The organism is Caldanaerobius polysaccharolyticus DSM 13641 (assembly GCF_000427425.1).
Taxonomy (GTDB): domain Bacteria; phylum Bacillota; class Thermoanaerobacteria; order Thermoanaerobacterales; family Caldanaerobiaceae; genus Caldanaerobius; species Caldanaerobius polysaccharolyticus.
The window spans coordinates 1,004,994-1,027,269 of sequence record NZ_KE386495.1 but is presented as its reverse complement, the minus strand read 5'-3'; the positions used below and the strand labels follow the sequence as shown (position 1 = coordinate 1,027,269).

21 protein-coding genes and 1 tRNA gene are annotated in these 22,276 nt (G+C 38.7%); 3 read left to right on the top strand and 19 right to left on the bottom strand.

The features are described 5' to 3' along the window. Positions 1–74 precede the first annotated feature (74 nt). The 4 genes from CALPO_RS0111535 to nifV form a co-directional block, all read right to left on the bottom strand. Positions 75–1,727, bottom strand: a complete 1,653-nt coding sequence (locus CALPO_RS0111535; protein ID WP_156940187.1) for a nucleoside kinase — start codon at positions 1,725–1,727, stop codon at positions 75–77. Positions 1,728–1,843: 116 nt separating this feature from the next. Continuing rightward, positions 1,844–1,917: transfer RNA gene (locus tag CALPO_RS0111530), tRNA-Val, on the bottom strand. A 77-nt stretch (positions 1,918–1,994) separates the two neighbouring features. Beyond that, on the bottom strand, positions 1,995–3,917 hold the full coding sequence (locus CALPO_RS0111525) for an aconitate hydratase (RefSeq protein ID WP_026487459.1): 1,923 nt from the start codon (positions 3,915–3,917) through the stop codon (positions 1,995–1,997). 18 nt (positions 3,918–3,935) lie between these two features. Beyond that, the gene (nifV, locus tag CALPO_RS0111520; protein WP_026487458.1) at positions 3,936–5,090 is read right to left on the bottom strand and encodes a homocitrate synthase; all 1,155 of its coding nucleotides are present in this window, start codon (positions 5,088–5,090) and stop codon (positions 3,936–3,938) included. A gap of 284 nt (positions 5,091–5,374) precedes the next feature. On the opposite strand from nifV, the gene CALPO_RS0111515 reads away from it, so the two are divergent. Then, positions 5,375–5,887 carry a hypothetical protein gene (locus CALPO_RS0111515; RefSeq protein WP_026487457.1) on the top strand — a complete coding sequence of 171 codons (513 nt, stop codon included), beginning with the start codon at positions 5,375–5,377 and terminating at the stop codon, positions 5,885–5,887. A 26-nt stretch (positions 5,888–5,913) separates the two neighbouring features. On the opposite strand, the gene CALPO_RS0111510 is transcribed toward CALPO_RS0111515, so the two are convergent. After that, a complete protein-coding gene (locus CALPO_RS0111510) occupies positions 5,914–6,435 on the bottom strand; it encodes a nitroreductase family protein (RefSeq protein ID WP_026487456.1) in 522 nt (173 codons plus the stop codon). 207 nt (positions 6,436–6,642) lie between these two features. Between CALPO_RS0111510 and CALPO_RS0111505 the strand changes: the two genes are divergently transcribed. Both CALPO_RS0111505 and CALPO_RS0111500 read left to right on the top strand, forming a co-directional pair. Next, on the top strand, positions 6,643–7,641 hold the full coding sequence (locus CALPO_RS0111505) for an inorganic phosphate transporter (protein ID WP_026487455.1): 999 nt from the start codon (positions 6,643–6,645) through the stop codon (positions 7,639–7,641). A 14-nt stretch (positions 7,642–7,655) separates the two neighbouring features. After that, positions 7,656–8,270 carry a DUF47 domain-containing protein gene (locus tag CALPO_RS0111500; protein WP_026487454.1) on the top strand — a complete coding sequence of 205 codons (615 nt, stop codon included), beginning with the start codon at positions 7,656–7,658 and terminating at the stop codon, positions 8,268–8,270. 29 nt (positions 8,271–8,299) lie between these two features. Here the strand turns inward: CALPO_RS0111500 and CALPO_RS0111495 are convergent, their stop codons facing one another. The 14 genes from CALPO_RS0111495 to CALPO_RS14515 all read right to left on the bottom strand — a co-directional run bounded on the left by CALPO_RS0111495 (position 8,300) and on the right by CALPO_RS14515 (position 22,274). Next, positions 8,300–8,677 carry a desulfoferrodoxin gene (locus CALPO_RS0111495; protein ID WP_026487453.1) on the bottom strand — a complete coding sequence of 126 codons (378 nt, stop codon included), beginning with the start codon at positions 8,675–8,677 and terminating at the stop codon, positions 8,300–8,302. A gap of 18 nt (positions 8,678–8,695) precedes the next feature. Beyond that, entirely contained in the window at positions 8,696–9,199 is a 504-nt protein-coding gene (locus CALPO_RS0111490; RefSeq protein ID WP_026487452.1) for a rubrerythrin family protein, read from the bottom strand. A gap of 201 nt (positions 9,200–9,400) precedes the next feature. Then, positions 9,401–10,246, bottom strand: a complete 846-nt coding sequence (locus CALPO_RS0111485) for a YitT family protein (RefSeq protein ID WP_026487451.1) — start codon at positions 10,244–10,246, stop codon at positions 9,401–9,403. After that, complete coding sequence (locus CALPO_RS0111480) at positions 10,246–11,001, bottom strand: WecB/TagA/CpsF family glycosyltransferase (protein WP_026487450.1); 756 nt, start codon at positions 10,999–11,001, stop codon at positions 10,246–10,248. The genes CALPO_RS0111485 and CALPO_RS0111480 overlap by 1 nt, the downstream gene beginning before the upstream one ends. After that, positions 10,994–12,094: a polysaccharide pyruvyl transferase CsaB gene (csaB, locus tag CALPO_RS0111475; RefSeq protein WP_026487449.1), complete on the bottom strand. Its 1,101-nt coding sequence runs from the start codon at positions 12,092–12,094 to the stop codon at positions 10,994–10,996. The genes CALPO_RS0111480 and csaB overlap by 8 nt, the downstream gene beginning before the upstream one ends. Before the next feature lie 25 nt (positions 12,095–12,119). Beyond that, on the bottom strand, positions 12,120–12,551 hold the full coding sequence (locus tag CALPO_RS0111470; RefSeq protein ID WP_035172805.1) for a hypothetical protein: 432 nt from the start codon (positions 12,549–12,551) through the stop codon (positions 12,120–12,122). Positions 12,552–12,626: 75 nt separating this feature from the next. Next, on the bottom strand, positions 12,627–12,977 hold the full coding sequence (locus tag CALPO_RS0111465) for a type II toxin-antitoxin system PemK/MazF family toxin (RefSeq protein WP_026487447.1): 351 nt from the start codon (positions 12,975–12,977) through the stop codon (positions 12,627–12,629). A gap of 1 nt (position 12,978) precedes the next feature. Continuing rightward, a complete protein-coding gene (locus CALPO_RS0111460; protein ID WP_026487446.1) occupies positions 12,979–13,254 on the bottom strand; it encodes a CopG family ribbon-helix-helix protein in 276 nt (91 codons plus the stop codon). Positions 13,255–13,309: 55 nt separating this feature from the next. After that, the gene (gene alr, locus CALPO_RS0111455) at positions 13,310–14,437 is read right to left on the bottom strand and encodes an alanine racemase (RefSeq protein ID WP_026487445.1); all 1,128 of its coding nucleotides are present in this window, start codon (positions 14,435–14,437) and stop codon (positions 13,310–13,312) included. Positions 14,438–14,499: 62 nt separating this feature from the next. Then, positions 14,500–16,017 carry a bifunctional ADP-dependent NAD(P)H-hydrate dehydratase/NAD(P)H-hydrate epimerase gene (locus CALPO_RS0111450; protein WP_035172593.1) on the bottom strand — a complete coding sequence of 506 codons (1,518 nt, stop codon included), beginning with the start codon at positions 16,015–16,017 and terminating at the stop codon, positions 14,500–14,502. Continuing rightward, the gene (locus CALPO_RS0111445) at positions 16,017–16,694 is read right to left on the bottom strand and encodes a TIGR01906 family membrane protein (RefSeq protein ID WP_026487443.1); all 678 of its coding nucleotides are present in this window, start codon (positions 16,692–16,694) and stop codon (positions 16,017–16,019) included. The genes CALPO_RS0111450 and CALPO_RS0111445 overlap by 1 nt, the downstream gene beginning before the upstream one ends. Positions 16,695–16,794: 100 nt before the next feature. After that, the gene (locus CALPO_RS13885) at positions 16,795–17,142 is read right to left on the bottom strand and encodes a DUF6514 family protein (RefSeq protein ID WP_035172592.1); all 348 of its coding nucleotides are present in this window, start codon (positions 17,140–17,142) and stop codon (positions 16,795–16,797) included. Between the two features lie 153 nt (positions 17,143–17,295). Continuing rightward, positions 17,296–18,264: an Ig-like domain-containing protein gene (locus CALPO_RS0111435; protein ID WP_026487442.1), complete on the bottom strand. Its 969-nt coding sequence runs from the start codon at positions 18,262–18,264 to the stop codon at positions 17,296–17,298. A 41-nt stretch (positions 18,265–18,305) separates the two neighbouring features. Then, a complete protein-coding gene (locus CALPO_RS14515; protein ID WP_026487441.1) occupies positions 18,306–22,274 on the bottom strand; it encodes a glycosyl hydrolase 53 family protein in 3,969 nt (1,322 codons plus the stop codon). Between the last annotated feature and the right edge of the window lie 2 nt (positions 22,275–22,276).

The following is a 22,276-nucleotide window of genomic DNA, read 5'->3' as shown; positions in this document are numbered from 1 at the left end:
CCCCCTGACCCGATTAGTAAACAGCTTAATTATACTACGCCAAGGGGAATATTACAACAAAGAATAATCAGCCGTCAAAAAAAGCAGCTATTACCTATGAATTCCCTCAATATAGAATTAGCAGGTATATCCTGCTCATCACGTATAGGCCTTATATAACTTAATATATCCAGCAGATACTGGGCCATGTAAAAAACACCAGAAGACCTCTTAACTTTAAGCAGCAGAGGCTCAGCGTACTTTTTCAATACCCCTAATTCATAAACGAGAGCTGAATTGAACATGACATCAGCTTCCTCCTGATAAGGAAATATGTTTTTTTCTTCCCCTCTTCTCACCGAGCTCCACATCTCCAGTGTCTTCTCAGCATCAGTGGCCCTGAACATATAGTCCCTTACTATGCGCCTGACAAGTCTGGAATCGGTAGTTGGTATCCTGTTATGGTCATCCAGATTTAATTGCGTGAGCGCGCTTATATATATCTTAAACTTGCGGTCTTTAGGTATCGCCGATGTAAGCCTTTCATTTAATCCGTGGATACCTTCAATTATAATCGGCTGATCTTTGTCAATCTTTACTTTTCTACCGTATTGTATTCTGCTTCCAGTAGCGAAATCGTACTTTGGTAAAACCACCTCTTCTCCCTGTATCAGTTGAGCTAGCTGTTCGTTAAACAGTTCCAAATCCAGGGCCTCGATATTTTCAAAATCATACTTGCCGTTCTCATCTTTAGGAATCATACCAGATGGCAGAAAATAATCATCCAATGAAATAGATATAGGCCTTAAACCATTGACCCTTAACTGAATGTAAAGCCTCTGAGCAAAAGTGGTCTTACCAGAAGATGAAGGCCCTGCTATCAGTATAAGCCTTACATTATCCCTGTTTTTACTTACCAAATCGGCAATCTGCGCAATTTTCTTTTCGTGCAATGCCTCAGCTATCCTTATAATTTCCTTGATGTCACCCGATTCTATGAGCTCGTTTAATGAGGACACATAATCAACCCTCATTATCCTGCCCCACTTTTCCGTTTCCTGGTATATGGCCGCCAGCTTATGTTGATCCACAAACTCTGCTACATTTTTAGGATCAGACATATCAGGAAACATTATGATAACACCAGGCAAATAAAATTTAAGATCAAACACCTTCAAATAACCTGTATGAGGTGCTAAAATGCCATAAAAATAATCGTAATAACCGTTAAGTCTATAAAGGTACATTTTTTCGTCAGTGCTATACTTTAGCAGCTTTACCTTTTCTGGCTGGCCTTGCTGGTTAAAGATATCTATGGCCTGCTTTATAGACACCTTTATTCTCTCAAAAGGCATATTTTTAGAGACAATTTCATCCATCTTGCGCTTTATAAGTGCCACATCGCTTTTATTCAGCGAGTGATCCTTATGAACTTCACAGTACAAACCTTTGCCCAATGAATGCTCTATTGTAACCCTTGCCTCTGGAAATAATTCGCGCACAGCCCTGATAAATACAAAGCTCATGCTCCTCCTGTATACTTTCATACCCTCTTCACTTTTTATGTCAACCGCACCAACACAACAATCGCGGTGGAGCTTATAATTTAAATCCACAAGTTTATTGTCCACAAGGCCTGCTATAATCATGTTTTCATCATAAACCTTCCCTTTAAAAAAATCTAACAACAAGGTGTTCTCTGGACATTGGTACGTTTTGCCGTTAAACTTCACCTTTATATCCTTCAACTAAATCCCTCCTTAACCGCTGGACTCTATTATTATATGAAAATATAAATAAAAAAACCACCAAAACAAAAATTCCGGCACCTAACGCAGTGCCGGAACCTTCTCATCAATAAGCGTGGGGTTAACAGGGCTCGAACCTGTGACCTCCACGATGTCAACGTGGCGCTCTAACCAGCTGGGCTATAACCCCATTCTTAACGACAAAATCATTATATAAAAAATAACTGACATTGTCAAGAAAAAAATAAAAGGCATATGAACATATGCCTAAGATAAAGACGTGTAATTGAGTAACCCCCCTGCTATCAAGACCTCTCTGTTTCTATCCGACACATCTAAATTAACCAATATTTCTTTTCCCCTTGTCACGTTTTTTATAACTATATCTCCTTTAGACTTCACCTGTTCAATAGCGTTCTCCAATATCAGGACATCTCCCTTAGATATTTCATCATAATCGCTTTCGTTTACAAAAGTCAGAGGAAGTATTCCATTATTTATTAAATTCGCCTTGTGAATCCTGGCAAAAGACTTCGCCAGTACGAATTTAATTCCCAGGTACAACGGCACCAGCGCCGCATGTTCACGGCTAGAACCCTGCCCATAATTTGCACCGCCTACGATAAAACCACCATTGTTAGCTTTTGCCCTTTTTGAGAAATCAGGGTCTACCCCTTCAAAGCAATGTTCCGCCAGTTTAGGGATATTTGATCTGAACGGCAAAAGCCTGGCATTGGACGGCATTATGTGGTCCGTGGTTATATTATCCCCTACTTTTAACAGCACCTGACCCTCTAACCTATCCGGTAACGGCTGGTGAGATGGGAAAGGCTTAATATTTGGTCCGCGGACTACTGTCACATCATCAGGGTTTTCAGCTGGTGGTATTATCATGTTATCGTTAATATCAAATTTCTCAGGAAAACTCACATGAATCTCTTCGCCTAATACCCTGGGGTCTTTTATGCAACCGTATATCGCCGCAACAGCTGCTACTTCGGGACTGGCAAGATACACCTTTGCGCTCTTAGTGCCACTTCTACCTTCAAAGTTTCTGTTAAATGTCCTGACAGATACCGCATTAGAAGCCGGAGCCTGACCCATGCCAATACACGGGCCACACGCACACTCCAATACCCTCGCCCCAGCCGATATCATGTCTGCTAGCGCTCCATTCTTGGCCAGCATCTGGAATACCTGCCTAGACCCCGGTGAAATGACCAGTGAAACATCAGGATGCACCGTTTTTCCCTTTAATATCGCAGCAACTTTCATCATGTCCATATAAGATGAATTAGTACAACTGCCTATTGCTACCTGGTCTACTTTTAACCCTTCTATTTCCTTTACCTTAACTACATTATCAGGGCTATGGGGCTGTGCAATCAAAGGCTCTAAACTATCAAGGTATATATCTATTACTTCGTCGTATTCAGCATCTTCATCTGCACTTATAGGCTTCCAATCTTCTATGCGACCTTGAGCAGATAAAAATTCCCTTGTAACCTCATCGCTAGGGAAAACAGAAGTGGTGGCTCCTAATTCAGCTCCCATATTGGCAATAGTGGCCCTCTCCGGTACCGTGAGGCTTTTTACGCCTTCGCCGGAATACTCAATTACCTTGCCTACGCCACCTTTTACCGTAAGCCTTCTTAACAGTTCTAAAATAACGTCTTTTGCAGATACCCACGGGCCCAGGGAACCGTGTAACCTTACATTAACTACTCGCGGCATTGTTAAATAATACGGGCCACCGCCCATCGCTACGGCAACATCCAATCCCCCTGCACCTATAGCGAGCATTCCCAACGCACCATTGGTAGGCGTATGGCTATCAGATCCTAATAAGGTTTCACCAGGCACCCCAAATCTTTCAAGGTGCACCTGATGGCATATACCATTACCGGGCCTGGAAAAGTAGATACCGTGCTTGGCTGCTACTGTTTGAATGTACTTGTGATCATCAGCGTTTTCAAAACCTTCCTGTAACATGTTATGGTCTACATATGCTACAGAAAGCTTTGTCTTAACGCGGGGTATGCCCATCGCCTCAAACTGAAGGTAGGCCATGGTCCCTGTGGAATCCTGTGTCAGAGTCTGATCGATTTTAATAGCAATTTCATGACCTGGAACCATAACTCCTGATACCAAGTGTTCTTTAAGTATTTTTTGAACTATATTGTAACCCACCACAATCCTCCTTAACGCTTATTGTGCCTTCATACCTTCCTTTTCACTCATGTAATCCTCATAAATGTAGACCAATTCTTTGTCAAAAAGCGACCTCTTCAATGAGACTGCCGCTGCTCTAACCTTTGCAAGTAAATCCCTAGCTGTCGTCTCATCGATTTCAATTCCGTACTCAGCAAATTTTTTCCTGATCGCCGCAGTACCTGAATGTTTCCCTATTACAATCTGCCTTTCCAGGCCCACCTCACTGGGATCAAACACCTCATATGTTCGAGGATCTTTTATGGTACCGTCAGCGTGAATGCCTGACTCGTGGGCAAACATATTGGAACCCACTATGGCTTTCCACGCAGGTATCTGCCTACCTGATGCCATGGCTACGTACTCGGAAATCTCCCTAAACCTCCTGGTGTCTATCTTCAAATCAATCCCTTCTACGTACTTTAGGGCCATTACCACTTCTTCCAAAGCAGCGTTACCTGCCCTCTCGCCCAAGCCATTTACAGTCACACCCACGTAATTAGCACCAGCCATAATTCCTGCAATAGCATTCGCCGTAGCCATTCCAAAATCATTGTGGGTATGCATTTCAATATCTATATCAACATTATCTTTTAAAAACTTAATTTTGTCAAATGTTTTAAAAGGATCCAATATACCTACGGTATCGCAGAAACGCAATCTATCAGCACCAGCTTCTTTAGCTGCTTTTGCAAATTCGAGTAAAAACTCAGGATCTGTCCTTGAAGCATCTTCAGCGTTAACAGAGACATACATTCCCTGTTTTTTAGCGTATTCAGTAGCCTGTACCATACTCTCTATTACCCATTCTCTGCTTTTCTGAAGCTTATATTTTATATGTATGTCAGAAGTAGAGATAGATATTGCTACAGCGTCGACGCCGCAGTCAACTGATTCTTGAATGTCTTTTATAACAGCTCTATTCCACGCCATAATGCTCGCCTTCAGTCCAGCTTTAACAATAGACTTTATAGCGTCTTTTTCATCTCCACCCATCGCCGGAATGCCCACTTCCAATTGATCCACGCCTATTTCATCTAAGAATTTTGCAATCCTTATCTTCTCGTTATTGGCAAAAACCACACCTGCCGTTTGTTCGCCGTCTCTAAGGGTAGTGTCCACAAGGTAAATGTTCCTGGAAATATCCGGCATAATTCTCCATATCCCCCTTTTTATAATTTTAGAATAATTTTATGCTATCAAATTAAGTTTGTCAATACATCTATGAATAATTTTTTATCAAACTTGCAAATTTGCACTATCCCATAAATATTTAACTTTGTAAAAATCCTTGTTTATACAGTTTTTCAGCCAAAATACTAATAAAAATGTATGGAATTAACTCCGCAATCTGAAAAATTTATTTTTCAACTTTCATTTTTCTGAACTCGCATATTTAAGTCAGTCTTAAAAAATAATACAAATGAGGTGATAATATGAGCGTTTTTGATGAAATAAAAGAATTAATAGAAAATCTTAAACAATCTGAAATAGAAAAAGACAAAGCCAATGAAGAGATGAAAAAAGTAATAAAAACGTGTATAAAAGAAATCGTAGATATTTTCCTCGAATTATCTGATTACATCAAAACAGACAATATTATCATAAGAAGCTATATGGGCAAAATATTTGAAATCGGCAAAGGTATTGTGGTATTTGATAAATCTATAGAAGAGAAAATAGTACTGAGACTGGACCGCAAACTTTATTACTACAAGGTGGTAAACGAGGAATTAGTTGAAATACCTTTGCACGAAGAAAACTTAACAGAATATGTATCCATTGATGCGTTATTTGACAGCGTAAAAACTACTTTGATACGCAGTATAAACAAAAATCGGCAGCAAATATTAAATTACCGAAGCCTTACAGCTAAAATCAACAGGTACACCTCGGAACTATCGGATATAGTAAAAAAGCATATCGAGCCACCCGATAGCGCTCCTTAATGCAACCCCTCAGAGGCCACCTACTTTCAATTAAATCCGTTGTAAGATGCGATGTCATCTAACTCTTTTCTCAATCGAGTATTAGGTACCTCAGCAGGGTAACCTAACGGAGTAACCACTACAACTTCGTAATTTTCAGGTATGTGCAACAATTGCTTTATAGGCCCTGCTTCAAACCATCCTATTATGCACGTGCCCAATCCTTCATCCGCAGCAGCTAATACCAGATTCTCCATAGCAAGTCCCAGATCAAACATAAAGTATTCCTTTCCATCGTGAATACCGGAATCATGCCTCTTCGCACATACCACGATGTCTACGGGAGCATCCACATAGCATGACTTATTGGGGTTATTGTTCATCGCTTCTCCTAATTTTAATCTTAACTCAGGATCGGTCACCACTATAAATCGCCAGCACTGTTTGTTTGCCCAAGAAGGGGCTAACCGTGCAGCATTTAATACCTTTCTTATTGACTCCTCAGGCACAGGCTTATTAACGTATTTTCTAACACTTCTCCTCTTCTCAATGACATCAAAAAGTTCCAATTTTACCACCTCTCAAATAAGTCGGTTATATCATTGTAACATGTTTATTCATAATTATTTTATCAATCTTACCAGAGTATTTCAATCTTTTAACACCACCTGTCTTTTTCAGGATTGTCATCTACTTATCATAAATACCCTGCAGAATATTGACAAGTAGCTTTATATATTCTATTATATAGAGAAAACTCAATAAACGGTGGATTGATGGAATTGTTTTATATACTATCCTTAGCAGTATTTGTTCATATTTTTATCACGGGATTTCACGATGAAGGGAATCTCATTGCTACCATAATTTCATCAAGATCTATAAAAGCCCGTACAGCTTTTGCACTGGCGGCATTTTCTCAGTTTTTAGGTACTTTTTTTCTGGGTACATCAGTGGCTTCTACCATAGGGAAATCCATAATTAAACAAGATTTCCTCTTCAAAGATCCAAATAAATTACAACTTATGCTCTTAGCAGTCATATTAAGTACCATCACGTGGAACGTCATTACTTGGTATTTAGAGATACCTACCAGTTCTTCTCACGCTTTAATAGGCGGACTGCTGGGCCCTTTTTTTGTAGAATATGGACTTAAAGCCATCAATATCACCGGTGTAATGACAAAGGTCATACTCCCTCTGTTTTTATCGCCTATTATAGGGTTTTTTGTAGGCTATACGATAATGGGTATAAGTGTAACTGTGTTGCGCGGATACGGACCCGGTGTAAACAAATTACTTAAAAGGTTACAATTTTTAACCATTTTTTTGCTTAACAGCAGCCAAGGAACCAATGACGCCCAAAAAGGGATGGGAATCATTGCTATAGCCATATTACAGGCAAATACGGTAAAAAACTTTAGCATCCCTTTATGGATCAAGTTAATATCGGCATTGATGATATCCACAGGTCTTGTGCTAGGAGGATTAAAAATGGTCAAAAGTGTGGGCGCAAGGATATATAAAGTCAAGCCTCTGCACTCTTTCAATGCTCAACTGGCATCAATTATCGTGATAGTCCCTTCCAATATGATAGGAGCTCCTATTAGTGGAACTCAGATAATCAACACCTCAATAATGGGCGTAGGAGCAAAAGAAAGACCTAATGGCGTAAGGTGGTATTTTGTGAAGAGCATGATGATAGCCTGGATTGTCACCATTCCCTTTTCCTTTATAATGTCTGTTATACTCTACTTAATAATGCGCAGCATATAAACGGAGGTATAAATATGCGTTTCCTTAAAAACCTTTTTTCCGAAAAGGCAGACTTTTACCAATTGCTTCAGGAACAAAGCCAGTTGACACTCGAAGGTGTAGTATCACTGCAAAAATACCTTGAAACAGCTGCTAAAGAAGACGGAGACAAGGTAACAAAGCTGGAAAAGGCAGCTGACCGCAAAAGACAACAAGTAATAGATGAGTTGGATAAGACATTTATAACCCCTATTGAAAGAGAAGATATTTTTGCTCTTTCAGGTGCTATAGATGAAATACTGGACTACTGTGATACCACTGTAAAAGAAATGGAAGTATATGAAATCAGCCCTACTAGTGAATTAAAGACAATGGTTGAAACCATAAGAAAGGGTACAGAATTGATCAACCAATCCCTTTACAATATGGATAAAAATAAAAAAGAGGCTATGAGGTTTGCCGTTGGAGCAAAAAAATACGAAAATGAAATTGAAAACCTCTACAGAAAATACGTCGCAGAACTGCTCAAAGGCGACGATATAAAGTACATTTTAAAAATGAGGGAAATTTACAGGCATTTGAGCAATTGCGCAGACAAAATAAGCCTTGCCGGTGATATCCTCGGCCATATACTCATTAAGATGATATAAAAAAGGAAACCCTGTAGCAGGGCTTCCTTTTATGATTTCCACAATCCGTGAAGATTGCAATACGACCTTGCCCTTATATCAGTGGCGTCTTTTACCTCAAAACGCGCTTCAGGTAAATCTCCAGGCTTTAAATTCTTCCTGTAAATTTTGCCGTCAACGTAAAGCTCAATAAACTGGATATAGTGGTCCTCTTGCATGGGGTGTGAAACACTTCCCACTTTAACCGTCACCACGTCGCCATCTCTTTCTATAACAGGTACATGTTTTTCTTTGCCGGTATCCCCTGATTTTTCCTGAAGCAGCTCCATAGAAGCGTTGCAACACACCAAAGAGCCTCCGCCTGCCACCAGTACTTCAACTATATTTCCGCATTTACTACACTTGTATATCTGACCTGCCTCTACCATAATAATCCCCTCTTACCTTTAAAATTCTTTAAACATCTCTCTCTTGGCACCGCAAACTGGGCATTTATCCGGCGCTTCGCCTACCACAGTGTAACCGCACACAGGGCATATATAAACCTTTCCTATGTTTATATCCTGACCTTTTGCAGCAGCTTCCCTAGCATCTGAATACAGTTTTTCATGTATCTTTTCCGCCTCTAAAGCGTAGTGAATGCTCTTTAAAGCATCCTTTTCACTCTGTAAATTTGCCACCGCATCATAGGCAGGATACATCTCGTTTACTTCAAAATTCTCTCCACCGATAGCTTTACTCAAATTATCCTTGGTATCCCCTAATTCTCCCAGGGTCTTAAAGTGATTTGTCGCATGTACCTGCTCTGCATAGGCAATGGCTTTAAACAGCCTCGCTATGTTAGGCATCCCTTCTTTTTCAGCCTTTTCAGAAAAAATCAGATACCTCATGTGAGCTTGGCTTTCACCTGCAAAAGCATTGGTGAGATTTGCTTTTGTCATTTCTCTCATCAATATTACCTCCCTAAATAATTCTTTATGTAATATTATTTTTATATTTTTCATTTATTATTATATAAAACATTTATCAATTTGTAAAGTATTTTTCTTTAATAATCATTATATTTTATTTTACCGCTTTTAGGCAAAAATAAAAACCGCTGCTTTATCTTATTCCCTAAAAATTATAGATATTTCGCAGCGATTTTATCCCTATATTTTATTAAACCCTTCTCCGATAACATCATATGCATCAAGTATAACCACAAAAGCTCTATCATCCAGCTCTCTTACAATATCCCTCAGTTTTGCTACCTGGCTTTTGTCCACAACGCACATTACAACATCTCTGTGGTGGCCTGAAAATGCTCCTGTACCTTCCAGTAAAGTTGCACCCCTATCCAATTCTTTCATTATTTTAGAGATTATCTCCTTATGCCTTTTTGAGATTATAAGCGCTACCCTATTGGTGGTTATACCTTCTTGAATGATGTCTATAAGCTTTATCGCTAAAAACTCTGCTGCTAGCGCATACATGGCCTTTTCAGGGTTAAATATGATACCAGCTATAGCTATTATCACAAAGTCGATTATAAGCAATAAGCGGCCAACAGTTAGGGTTTTTATGTATTTATGTAATACCATAGCTGCCAAGTCCGTGCCTCCGGTGGTAGCATGGTATTTTATCACCAGCCCTAAGCCCAGACCCATAATTAATCCTCCATAAACAGCAGCGAGGATAGAATCGTTAGTAAGTGGTCTGATACCTGACGTCAAATCTATTAGCACGCCCAACAAAATAGTAGCGTAAAATGTCTTCACGCCAAACCTGGCGCCTAATACCTTTATAGCTATCAAAAATAACGGCACATTTATAATTATCGTAAGGGTACCTGTAGGCAATCCCGTAAGATAATTGATCTCTATGGCCAACCCACTGACACCGCCGGGAGCTATCTGATTGGGTTGCAGGAAAAGATTTAAAGCAAGGGCTGTAAGCAACGTGCCCAATGAGATACCTATAAAATCAAAGATTTTTTGCCTGATGTTTTCTTTCATTACATCACCTTTTTGCGCTCTTTTAAAATTTGTACCATAAATCGCGGAAGTGCCAACATTCTTTTATACCTCCACGGTTGTGTTACTAAGCGATATAACCACTCTAATCCCAATACCTGGAACGCCCTAGGCGCTCTTTTCACTTTACCGGCTAGCACATCCAAACTCCCGCCAACTGCCATACAAACACCTGAATACAGCTCTCCCTTATACTTGTGAATCCATTTCTCTTGCTTCGGCACGCCCATACCCACAAATAACACGTCTGGCGCTTTTATGTTTATCTCCTCTAATATGACGTCTTCATAATCAGGAGAGAAATACCCATGGTAAGCACCAGTAACCTTAATCCCTTTATACATCTGCTCTACTCTGTTTTTTGCCTGCTCAGCTACACCAGGTTGTCCGCCTAAAAAGCAAATAGAATAATCCTTTTGGTGGCACAGCTTTATTATTTCCATCATCAAATCATACCCAGCCACACGGCACTTCAACGGTTTCCCCAACAGCTTAGACGCAATAACCACTCCTATGCCATCAGGTATATTAAGATCACCGTCGTTTAAAATTCCTTTTAATTCTCTATCTTCCTGGGCTTTCATAATCATTTCCGGATTTGGCGTATAAACAACACGGCATCTTATATCGTCCAATTCCAGTATAAATTTCTCGATTAAATTCACCGCCTCTTTTATATCTATATTGTCTACAGGAACACCTAAAATATTAACGACTTTTCTTTGTCTCTCAATCATTAACCCATCTCTGCCTTTCCAGCACTTTGAAAGCAATTTTGTTGTTTTCCATTGCTTTTAACCTCAATTCCTCAGACTTTCTCTTAAGATAATCAGATATCTCTTTCCTGTGCATAACTACATCTAGATACTGGTTAAACAGCCTTTCGCCATTCACTTCATCGACGTGATTAAGGTATTGCTGGCCTATTATCCCGAAAAAATTATCTATTTTAGGATCATAAGATATTCCAATGACAGGTACTCCATTTAATACAGAGAAAATCATCGCATGTAATCTCATCCCTATCATGTAATCAAATTTGCTCACAATGCCTAATATTTCATACACATCATAACTTCCTTTTACCACATAAGACCTGTCAAAGCAATTAGCTATCTCCTCGCATACGCACAAATCCTCTCCCTTTTGCATGGGCAAAAACACTATGTTAAAATCCTCTACACCCCTTGCTCTCCTTACGAAATCTTTAAAAGCATTTTTCACATTGTTAAAATTATTCCATTTGCGTATAGAAACACCCAGTATTTTTTTATCTAACGGTATACCTTCTCTCTCGTAGATTTTCTCCACATTTACGTAATCGGGAACTTTTAAAAGAAATGCTGGGTCCGCAGTTATAAATATATCCTTTTTTACACCTATCTCATCTAATTGGCATTTTGACAAAAAATCCCTCACTGTTATCACTTGCACCTTATTGCTGACATTTCTGACCAGCAACCTATTGAAATAGCTTCGTATAGGTCCTACGCCGTTAGCGTAATACACCACCGGTTTTTTTAAAAGCCATGCCATGTAAATTATGGTGATGTAATACAGAATGTTTCTGGTACTCGTAATATCCTGTAATAATCCACCACCACCGCTTATAAGCATATCTGAACAGGAGAGGGTTGTCCATATGCTTACTAAATCCATGCGATTTATGGCCCTGACGTTATGTATCTTTTCTGTTTCTTTTGGATTGTCGGATAATACGACGATATCTAAATCCGGTTTCTCACTCCTCATCGAATTTACAATAGCCCTTAAAATCGCCTCATCTCCTGTATTTCCAAATCCGTAATACCCCGATATCAAAACCCTCATCAATACCCTCTCCATCAAAAAATTTTCACTTTATCGTATATTTACCCCTTACCATCACTATTACTGTATCGCTTATCGCTTTTATTCCTCTGCCGTCAGATCTGGGGGTTATTAAAAGATGATTTAAAGGCACCGTAACCCCATTTTTTAAATCCTGTCCACTGGTGACGTCGGAAAGCCCATCAGGACCTGCTATTATCGAAGATTTTCCCGTCCTTACAATAACTTCAGTCCCTGCATTTAAAATAAGGCTTTGAAACTTTTTCAGATATACAATATCAAGATTCTGAGGTGCGCCTTGAACCTGAGAAATTTTACTGTCCACATAGCTCTTGGTTACCAGAGGATCTTCTTGGCTTCCCGGCTCTGTTGTCCCCGCAAAGCTATCTCTATAAAACCACAAAAATCCCACTAATACGACAATTAATCCCACATATACAAACTTTTTAATTTTCAACTTAAATTCCCCCCTAACTACATCTATTATATCAGCAAAACACAAAAAATTAAAGGACATTCATATAGAATATCCTCAAAAATCTATCAATCCCATACTTATCTGAATTGCTTCATTGACCTTTTCCATTACATCACTTTCCAGATGCCCTATTTTTTCCCGCAACCGCTTTTTGTCAATAGTTCTAACCTGCTCTAACAATATTACAGAATCCTTGGAAAGTCCTATATCTGTACCCGTTATCTCGACATGAGTGGGCAGTTTTGCCTTATTTATCTGAGATGTTATCGCAGCAACGATAACAGTAGGGCTGTACTTATTGCCTATATCATTTTGTATTATCAGAACTGGCCTTACACCTCCCTGCTCGGAACCGATTACAGGGCTTAAATCCGCATAAAAAACGTCTCCTCGCCTGATAACCATATCAATCACACTTTGACAATTTTATTTCGTAAGTGGTAATACATTCATTTTCAGCCGTAAACCCTAACTCCGCCAGTTCCATATTTATTGCAGCCATTTCCAGATAACCTTTTTTCATGCTCTCCCTTATTCGCATTTTCTTTTTCTCTTTTATATAAAGCTTCATCGCCTCACGTATAAATTCAGACCTATTGCAATTCTCTATAGACGCAATATGATCGACTTCCTCTAACAAGCTCTCAGGAAGACTGACAAGAATCCTCTTATTGGCGCCCACTCTACTGACCTCCTCATACTGATATATTTCATTATATACTACACTATATATTATGTCAACTGTCAATATAAACCCTGGGAACCCTTCTCCCTACCATACACAGTATCTCATAGTTTATAGTGCCCAACTGGCCAGCGATTTCTTCAATTGTTATCTCGTTACTACCACTCATGCCGAACAGAACCACCTCATCTCCCACTTTAACGTCATTTATTTCTGTGACGTCTACCATCATCTGATCCATGCATATCGTACCTACCACAGGAGCAAATCGCCCCTTTACCAAAACCCTTGACTTGCCTGTCAGCATCCGGGTATAGCCATCGGCATAGCCGATTGGGATTGTAGCTATTACACTTTTTCTCTTGGTTTCAAACCTCCTTCCATAACTTATATACGTACCTGGCTCCACCTCTTTGACGTGGACTACTTTAGCTTTTAAAGACATCGCAGGCTTAACAGAAATTGATCTAGTTACATCTTCTGAAGGGTAGTGGCCGTATAAGATTATACCTGGCCTTATCGCGTCTAAGCTCATATCAGGTAGATCTAATATTGCTGCACTATTGGATACGTGTTTTAACGGGATTTCTAACTGCCCTTTCAAGCTATTTAATAACTGGCAAAAAATCCTGTATTGTCTGTAAGTATATTCTTTATCTCTCTCATCGGCAGAAGCAAAATGAGTAAAAATACCTTCTACTTGTATACCAGGCAATGACGACATCTGCAGTATTTCTCGCCTTGCTCTTTCATAATCTGTATAGCCTATTCTGCCCATGCCTGTGTCTATTTTTACGTGGATTTTTGCCCTTTTATGTCTTGCAACGGCTTCTTCTGATAACATCTTCGCGTAATTTAGGTCAAATACGGTTTGCGTAATATCGTATTGTACTACATACTTAAGTTGCTCTACAGGGGTATATCCTAATATCAGTATAGGTACCTGTATACCGCATTTCCTGAGCTCAATGGCTTCGTCTAATATCGCTACTGCCAGGTATTTTACGCCCTCTTGTATGAGGACCTGGGACACGCGCTTAGAGCCATGCCCATAAGCATCAGCCTTTACCACCGCAATTACTTCTACCCCTTCTTTTAAGTGCGCTTTAATGTTCCTTATATTGTATCGGATATTGCTCAAATTAATTTCAGCCCATACCGGTCTTAAAAATTCATTCAATTTTTTTCTCCTCTCTTACGCGATAAATATATATGTCTATGTACTTGAGTATATTCCTACTATCATTTAATTTTTTGCAATTTTCTAATGGCTTCAGGTATATACCTTATTATATCACCAGCTGTCATTCCATATTCGCCAACTTTTTCTTTCGCTATGTCTCCAGCCATTCCATGCAAAAAAACACCTCCCGCCGCTGCCGACACGGCATCGCACCTTTGAGCAAGGAGCCCAGCAATTATTCCTGTAAGAACATCACCTGCACCAGCTGTAGCCATCCCAGGGTTGCCATTAGTATTTAACACAATTCCTTTTTCTGATGCGATAACCGTTTTTGAACCTTTAAGCACGGTCACGGCTTTATACTTTTGGGAAAATTCAAAAGCAACGCCTATCCTATCACTTTGAATCTCATCCACTGTAGTGCCAACAAGTCTCGCCATCTCTCCTGGGTGCGGTGTTATTATGAAAGGCGCTTTTATAGACCTCAGGAGATCTTGATTTTTTGACAGATAGTTTAAAGCATCTGCATCTAGTACCATCGGCTTATCGCAGATTTCAATAACTTTTGATACCAACTCAGCTGTTAAGTCTGATTGTCCCATACCAGGGCCCATCGCTATTGCATCGCAATTTACTATATGCTCATGTAGATCCTCAAACCTTCTGTAACCTACCTTGATCACTTCCAAGGCCATACCTTCTACAGTTTCCAAGACCTCTTCAGGAACGGCAAGGTAAACCAGACCAGCTCCCGATTTCAGGCAGGATACAGCAGCCATAACGGCAGCGCCTGTCATACCTCGTGAACCGGCAATTATTAATGCTTTCCCGTAATTCCCTTTATGGGAATCCTCAATTCGAGGGGGAAAACACCTCAAAGCCATGCTCTCATCGTTTAACATCACCTTAATATCCTGCACGTTTATAGCTTGCTGAGGTATTCCTATATCGCTGACAACCACTTCTCCTGCCACTTCTGTCCCTGGATGTACCACAAGTCCTATTTTAGGCAATTGAAATGTTATTGTCAAATCAGCTTTAACGCACGAACCGTGTATCTTCCCCGTACTGGCCTCCACTCCTGAAGGGATGTCTACAGAAACCACGCGCTTTCCTGAGTTGTTTATGATCTCAACGGCTTCCCTCACAATACCTTTAATCTCGCCTTTAAAGCCAGTGCCAAAAATAGCATCTACGATGACATCACAATCCTTTACAAACTTTTCTGCAAATTTAAGATTTTCCTTTTGTAATACCTCCATAACGTATACGCCCATTTTGAGTAAAATGTCAAAATTTGTTCTCGCATCGCCTTTTATAGAGTTAATAGCGCTTAAAACAAAGACTTTTACATCGTACCCTTTATTAAATAAATGTCTGGCAATAGCAAATCCATCGCCACCATTATTTCCGCTACCTGCGAAGACAACAGCAGACTTAAATTTCCATCTAGAAATAATGCAGTCTACCACAGAAAGAGCTGCGTTTTCCATTAAAACTATACCAGGTATACCCAGCACCTCTATAGCGTATTTATCTATTTCTCTCATCTGTTCACCAGTTGCAACCTTTACCATCAACGCTTTCTCCTTTCAACACCCAAGATCCTACACGCCATTACGGCTATTATCAGTTCCGCAGTGTAATACGCTAGCACGTAAAAAGCCGCATCGCTAAAAAAACCCTGAGGAAACAGATTAACCAGCATCTCCTTTGAAGGATCTAAAAGCCACAAATCGTTATTAAAAAATATTAAATGAAAATAAGTAAAGTACCTGTCAAAATCCATGCTTAACAATATAAAAACGATGCCTATCATACCAATGGAAACAACGGCTACCCACTTCATAAGTTGATACAACTTAGTTCTTGCCGCAACAACAAAATACACTACAGACATAATCAACAGCACTGTAAAACTATTTCTCACTAAAAAACCCTTTGCGAACAAGTCCTTTACGTCTTTCATATGAGCAATTTCACGCCTATCAAATAGAGGCTTTACCTCTCCTGCCACTTTAACCGTTACATCTATATCGTCTCTTTTTCCTAAAAGATAATCCCTTATATCTTTTGAAATCACCATCAATTGCTCTTGGGATATACCTGTACTCTCAGATACCCTGTACTTCTTAAATTCCGCTTTATAAAAACTATCGCTAAAAGCCACTACTTGCAAATTTGACAAAATAAATGTTACCGCAAACGACAGTACAAATAACATAGCCATAACAGAAAAAACTGCTTTTCTCATAATAACCTCCAAGGCTTACTCCTATATTTTTTATTATAGCATAAAATAATAGTCCACATCACGTGGACCAGTATTTTTTATCAAATAATTAATTATATTTCTATATCGCCATATCTATACTTCTATAAGAGTGGTCACTAATGCTATCAAAGGCGTAGAGCTCAAAGTCATCTATGTACATCTCTACAATATCATCCAACACTTCGTATAAGTGGTAAGGCGAAAGGGCTAAACCGGCAAATCGGTCAACAAGTTGTTCCACTTTATCCCTGTACGGACTGATCTTATCGTAAACCTGAGAAAACTCCCCTCCATCCTTATCAATAGCTGTAATCTTTATACCATACGCCACAACAATCAACACACGGTTCTCAGCAGGTACCCTAACCCGGCTCTCAACCAGCTCGTATTCGTAACTTAAACCTTCACCGATATAAAGCTTGTACAAAATAACTTCCCCCTTTATCAACAATAAGTTAAATCACAGTATATAATTCTACTTACTTTAAAAAATTCCTTCTTATTTTTCAGAATTTTTTTTCGACTTTATTTTACACATATCTTCGACAAAAAACTAGCTGTTGACACAAATTGTCAACAGCTAGTTTTTTTCAAGGATTTGCCTAGCTATTAGTTTCATATCAATCAAATCTACTATTCCATCGTTATTGATATCAGCAACTTTTGCACTACTCCAATTGACATCTTCTGATTTTGTTTGATAATAGTACATTGCAACTGCTAAATCTCCAACATCAAATAAACCATTATTATTTAGATCCATAGACTTGTAATTGACTATTACAGTAGCCTGTGCTCGATACACTGTCCCGCTTACAGTACCATAAACATTAAAAGAATGAATTTGTTGATAATCCAGCGGATCTATCGCATCCCATGTGACATCTACCTGTTTCGTAGAACCATCATTATAAACGGCTGTTACGACAGAAGGAAGTTGTGGCGGATTATTAATCACTGTATTTACGGTAATAGGTTTTATAGAATTAATTGTAGGTGAAGCACCAATCTCACCTACCCTTATAAATGCAAAGTCATCAAAAGTACCCCAATAAGGCGCGTTTGAATCTACTTGAATTCCTATTGTACATGTTCCGGTGGTAACTTCTATATTATTTATTGAATATTGTACCCATTTACCCCAACCCGTGTTAGTAATACTCGCCGTTAGTTGTGGTCCACCGTAATTATTAGCAAACAACTGAATATTTGCCTTGTTTTCCGATGGATCGCCCTCTGCATAAACAGTTAAAGAATATTTACCAGGTGGAATATTTGTAATAGTTTGTGTTACTTTCAATGTATAGCTTGACCCATAATAAATAGCAAGAGAGTTATTACCTGATTTTATTTCTTCAGCTTTTCCAGAAGAATTAATAGAAGCTATATTACTTTGGCTTTGATCGACAGTCCAGCTATCTAAACCTGATTCAAACCCCGGATTTTGTACAAGATTTACAGGATCAGCCCACACTACATTCGTAGGTGAGTTTACAACCATCAAAAACATCGTTAAAATAAACGACAAAAATTTAAAAAGTTTCTTCATATGACTCCCTCTCTCATTCAATTGAACTGATGATACCCGTCCTATTTTTTAATTACTCTGTATATAATTGTAGCAGCTTCAGCCCTAGTGGCGTTATCTTTAGGTGCAATCCTATTGGCCCGACCACATACAATTCCTTCCTTAACTAGCGTAGCTATACTTTCTTCCGCATACTCAGATATATAATTTTTATCTGTAAAATTGACTAAATCATCAGTTGTTCCTGTGGACTGTAATTTTCCTATTGCCTTAAGTGCTCTAAACGTTAATACCATCATATCCTCTCGCGTAATAGGTTCAGTTGGATCAAATTTCTTATTGCCCACTCCCGTAACTATTCCAAGTTTTTTCGCAATCCCTACAGACTCATAATAATAATCTGTCTTATGAACATCGTCGAAATTTTCATCAACTTTAGCAGTTAAACCAAGCGCTGATATAAGCATTGACAAATATTCCGCTCTAGACACCTTCCTAGCCGGGCTAAATGTTGTTTGTGACGTTCCGCTTGTAATACCTTTAGATGCAAGAACTTCTATCGCATTTTTTGCCCAGTCATAATTGCTTATATCATTAAATGTTTTATGAATAAATGCGACTGCATATTTTCCTAAATGTGTTGCTGTAAAGATCAACTTTCCTGATACAGGGTCATATTTAGAGTTTGGTACAGCTATAGCTTTTTCATTATCATTTATGTATAATGCAACGATATGATCTTGATCTTTTAACTCTTCTGCAGTTGGCTTATAAGGAATGGATATGGCAACGGGCGCATCAGGATTGTTCCATAATATATTTGCGCTATCCACTTTTACACTCAAGTCTATCACAGGTCTGGTGCCAATCTGTGTCATTACAGATGCGTCAAATTTTGTCTTGTCTACATTTTTAATGCTCAATATTATATCCTTTGCTCCTTTAACTTCAGCTGAACTAAACATATTAATAGGTATAGTAATTGTAGCAACATCCGTTGCAATTTCAACTTTTTGTTTTTCTATCTTTGAAGAAAAAACAGAGGCGGGTAATTTAATATCATACTGTGTTTGTCCGTCAATTTTCGGTACATCAATTACAGCTGTTTTCACATTGTATTTATCTATTGGGGCATTTTTTAAAGCATTATTCAAATCACTAACGCTAATATTTACCGTTGGAATACCCGTAATAGGATCAATCACAGGTGTTACAATTATTTTCCATGAATCTATCGAATTAAAATTACTTGTACTTCCTTGGCTTTTTGTAGCTGCCCCTTCATTGTCAATCCACCCCTTGCTTTCTACTTTTATATTTACACTTGATAAATTAGGAAATATTACATTTCCCTGGGGTGCAACACCTAATTGTGCATCTGCGACAAATATAACTCCATTTGCAGGTTGCGAAACTTCCTTGGCACGAAATGTAAGCTTCATTACACTAGAATTACCAGTTAGTCCTCCAATATTAATACCTATAATACGAGCAGTCCCCTGTATATTGTCATACACATTGTCTATTACTATAGATTTGCCATCACTATCTATCTTCAAAAGCTCAAATAAGTTCGGATCATAATTCAACGTAATATCTTGAGCATATATAGGCTGTAAAATACCACTTATGCCTATTTTTAACGTAAAATTATTTCCTGGCTCTACCAAAGTAGGAGATGTCAACGTTACAGAAGCTGTTCCACCTACAGCAATGGTCCTGCTGGTTAACGCCGCATCTACTGTAGTACCACCTTTCGTTGTGATTTGGAGCTTAGCTTCTGTTACAGCTATATTACTATATGTTAGTTGATCAACTGTATTTGCTCTGAATGTAAGATTGAATAAATTTTTACCTACTGTTAGTCCTTTGCTGTTTACTGTGTCTATAATCACAGTTCCTGGCGTATCACTGTATATCCTGGAGATTACAGTATCATCATCCGACTTAACAGCTTTTACAAAATCAAAAATCATTGGATCATAACTTAGCGTAATTTCCTGAGCATAAACAGCTTGCGAGACGTCTTTTAAACCATAACCTATTTCAAACGAGTCTCCAGAGTTAACATAAGAGGGCGTTGTCAACACTGTTGATACAGAACCTCCTATCGGACTTCCAGAGGCATCGACTTGAATTAGCTGTACATCATCAAGATTTCCCCAATTACCACTGTTTCCGTCAATGGTTAAACCTATCGTAATTTGACCATTTGTAACCTCAATTAACGAAATAACAGGATGTTGCCAAACAAGCCATCCAGAATTATGAATATCGGCAGTTAATCGAGGACCGCCATAATCACTTGCAAACAGCTGTAAACTGTTCTCCCCTCCGCTACCGTCGACATATGCACTTAATTTATAATAACCATTTTTTAATCCAGTTATTGTCTGTGATATAGTGACTGTAAATGCACTATCATTCCAGTAATTTAATGAATAGCTTCCTGAGTGCGCATTAGCAGCATTCTTATCTATCTTTACAGAAGAGATATCCCCTGAGATATTCCAATGTGATAATGATCCTTCTTCAAATCCCGAATTTTGTACATAGTTTATTATATTCGTTACAGTAATAGTAGCGATAGCCTTAAACTTGACGCCAGGAATTGTACCTGTAACGGTAAAACTACCAGGACGTGCATATTTATCAGGATCAATACTTTCCCATGTTACAGAAGCTTGCCTAACCGATTCATCATCATAAACCAGATTTACTGTAGTCGGAAGTGTCGGTGCTTGACCAACTTCTGTCGATACGTTTACAGGCTCTATAGATAAAATCCTCGGAGCTACGCTACCTTGAGCACCTGATACAAGATTAAAAACATCTATTGAAGGAAGCGCGTTGCCCTGAAAATCGAACATAGCCTGATTTTCCCAAGCATTACCTTCGTCAGTCTTCCATCCTGCACCAGCAACTGGAATCCAATCTGGTTCCCAGTAAAAAACGCCAAGTCCCTTATTGTCGGGTACCTGTGAAACAACCTCCATTATATTCCTTACTGCAGTAGCTTGACCTTGCACAGAAGCTTTATAGCCACCTATAGCTTCTTCTTTAACACCAAAATTGTTTTCAGTTGTGTCTGCATTATCTAAAGTAAACGCATATGCAGTTTCAGCAATAACCACATACTTATTATAGCGTTGACTTATATCATTTATATTGTATTTCAATTCCTCAAGGGTACCGCTCCAATATGGATAATATGAAAGCCCTATTACATCAAAATCCGTAAGTCCCTGTTTATATATCAAGTTATCAAAAAAAGAACGATAAAGTGCATTATCTCCACCCCTTGATAGGTGCAGCATAATTTTTATCTTTTTCTCAGGATCATTTTTGTTTGGATCATTATCCCTTACAGCTTTAATTCCCTGCTCTAATAATGCTGCAAGGCCAGAATAACCGCCAGAACCTGTTCCTGAAATCTTGCCATCAGGCCACAATATACCATTATCTATTTCATTTCCTATCTGAACCATATCTGGGATTACACCATTATTTTTAAGATCTCTTATAACTTTAGCTGTAAAATCATATACATCTTGCTGAAGTTTTTCTCCGCTGTCATTTACCCAAGCAGCCGGTTTGTTTTGTTTACCAGGATCAGCCCAGAAATCACTATAATGGAAATCAAGAAGAATCTTTAATCCTAAATCTTTTGCTCTTTTTGCCATGTATATTGTTCTCTCTTCGTCATTATTTCCTCCACCCAACCAAATTCCATTAGCATCCTTAGGATTGTTCCAGATCCTCAACCTAATCCAATTTACTCCATGGTCTTTTAAAATTTTAAGACAATCCTTTCGTACTCCACTGTCATAAAATTTTCCACCATTTTGTTCTATCTGCGCCAACATCGATACATCAGCGCCTTTTATAAAATCAGATCTAAGACCTCTAATAGGATTTACATAAATTTTTGAAGAGGTTGATTGAACATTTGCATTTGCTACATTTACTGAAAAAAATATTACTACAATTACTATAGCCAATACTATAAAACTTTTAGTTTTATTTGTCATAA